The sequence below is a fragment of the Micromonospora sp. NPDC047465 genome, from assembly GCF_040643125.1.
GTDB lineage: Bacteria > Actinomycetota > Actinomycetes > Mycobacteriales > Micromonosporaceae > Micromonospora.
This window is the reverse complement of sequence record NZ_JBEYTP010000123.1, coordinates 1-1,872: the sequence shown is the minus strand read 5'-3', so window position 1 is coordinate 1,872 and position 1,872 is coordinate 1. Positions and strand designations below refer to the sequence as shown.

The window sequence follows — 1,872 nt, the reverse complement described above, 5'->3', positions numbered from 1 at the left end:
CCCGGGGGCGCCGCCCGGCGGCCGCCGCGCCCCCCCCCCCGCCCGCCGGCGGGCCGGGGGGCCCCCCCCCCCCCCCGCGGCGGCCCGGGCGGGGGGCGGCCCCCCCCCGCCCCGGCCCCGCGACGTTTGCCGGGCGTGGTCAGCCCGGCCCGACGGCCCCTACCACCGGGCCGCCCCGGCGGCCACACCGTCGGCCCGGGCCCGCGGCCAGTCCGCCACGAGCAGGGGCACGAGCCGCAGGTCGGCGGTGGCCAGCCGGTCGAAGCGACGCCACAGCGTCGCCGCCTCGCCCGGGTCCATGGCCCGCAGCGCATCCCGGGCCACCTCGGCCGGGTCGCCGGCGCGGCCGTCGGACGGCCACATCCGGTGCACCAGGTCGCGACCGGCGTCGCCGGCCCAGGCCGGCACCCACTCGTGCAACACGACGTCGACGCCCGGCCCGCCGGAGGGGGCCAGCGGGACCGGCACGAGGGTGATGCCGTACCGCGCGAACACCGCGACCAGGGCGGCGGCCACGGCGCCCAGCCGCGAGCCGGCGGGAACGCCCAGGGTCAGCCGGGTCCCCTCCCCCAGCCCGGCGGCGTCGAGCAGACGCCTCGCCCGCTCCGGATCACCGGCGTCGGGTGCGTCGTCGGCGCCGCGTTCCGCCGCCGGGTGCCCGGGTTGCAGGACGCCGTGCTGGGTGGCGGCGCCGTCGGCGCCGGCCGCGCAGGCCGCCTCGGCGAGGGCCGCACGGTCGAGCGCCCACGACAGCGCATGCCGTACGGCGTGGGGCTCGGCCGCCCCGCCGGTGCCCGCGGCGAGGTAGTAGCTGCACCCCGTGCCGGCGAACCGGGCCGCCGGCGACGGCACCGACCAGGACAGCACCCCGAAGCCCGACGCCGGGTCGACCGGCTGGCCGTCCGCCGCCGCGACGACCTCGATGCGCCGCGCGGTGCGCCGGCGTACCGGGTCGGTGCCCGGATCCCACCGGGGGTTGGGCTCCAGGACGAGGTCGCCGCCCGGGGACAGCCGCTTGGCGATCCGGTACGGCCCGGCGGAGGGCGTGCACCGGTACAGCTCGGGGCTCTCGGGCACGTAGTAGTCGTACTCCCGGGGGGCCACCGCGGTGAATCCCGTGGCGAGCAGGTCGACGAGGTCGTTGGCCGGCGCGGTGAGCCGCAGGACGACGCTGTCCCCCTCGGCGCGCAGCCCCGGGATCCGGGTGAACTGCTGGAACTGGGCGAAGGCGGGGGCGTGCGCCTCCCAGTGCCCGAGCGCCTCGTCGTACGCCCGGTAGTAGTCCGCCATGCCCTCGATGATCTCGCCGAGGTACGGGCGCATCGCGCGGGCGAGGGGGTGGGCGGTGCGCTTGAGGCCCCGGACGACGTCGCCGGCGGTCAGCTCCCGGGCGGCCTGGGCGTCCCAGTGGATGCCGTCCCGGAGCCGGATGCGCCAGGTGCGCCCGTCCGCGCTGATCCCTCCGTTGTCGACCGTGGGCAGTTCCACGGCCGCGTCCGCCACCGGCCGGACGGCCGGGTCGGTGCCGGTGGGGTACGCGAACAGCTGCCGGGTGAGCAGCCGGAGGATCTGTCCGGTCCCGATGCAGCCCGGGGCCGCTTCGTCGGGCAGCCCGCCGTCGACCGGGCCCAGGAAGCGGAGGGTGTCCGTCCCGGTGGGCGTGTCGGTGACGCGCTCCTGCTCGCGTACGCCGGTCATGCCGTCACCGCCCCGGCGTCGGGGACCGGCCCTGTCGCCGGCTTGTCGCCGCCCCGGAACACCAGCTTGGACTTGGCGGTGTTGTTCGGGTCGCCTTCGCAGTCGACGACGACGATCTGGCCGGGGGTCAGTTCGTTGAACAGGATCCGCTCGGACAGGTTGTCCTCGATGTCG

Annotated in this window: 1 protein-coding gene and 1 pseudogene; both read right to left on the bottom strand. The window is 78.4% G+C overall.

Features of this window, described 5'->3' with window-relative positions; all coding sequences use genetic code 11:
* Positions 1-159: 159 nt before the first annotated feature.
* Positions 160-1,698: an ABC transporter substrate-binding protein gene (locus ABZ793_RS34635; RefSeq protein WP_357465211.1), complete on the bottom strand. Its 1,539-nt coding sequence runs from the start codon at positions 1,696-1,698 to the stop codon at positions 160-162.
* A pseudogene (locus ABZ793_RS34630) lies at positions 1,695-1,872 on the bottom strand (AAA family ATPase); the annotation flags it as partial. The pseudogene ABZ793_RS34630 and the gene ABZ793_RS34635, both read right to left, overlap by 4 nt.

Bases quoted from the DNA above. Each gene is read 5' to 3' on its own strand.
- ABZ793_RS34635 (WP_357465211.1), bottom strand. From the start codon at position 1,698: ATGACCGGCGTACGCGAGCAGGAGCGCGTCACCGACACGCCCACCGGG.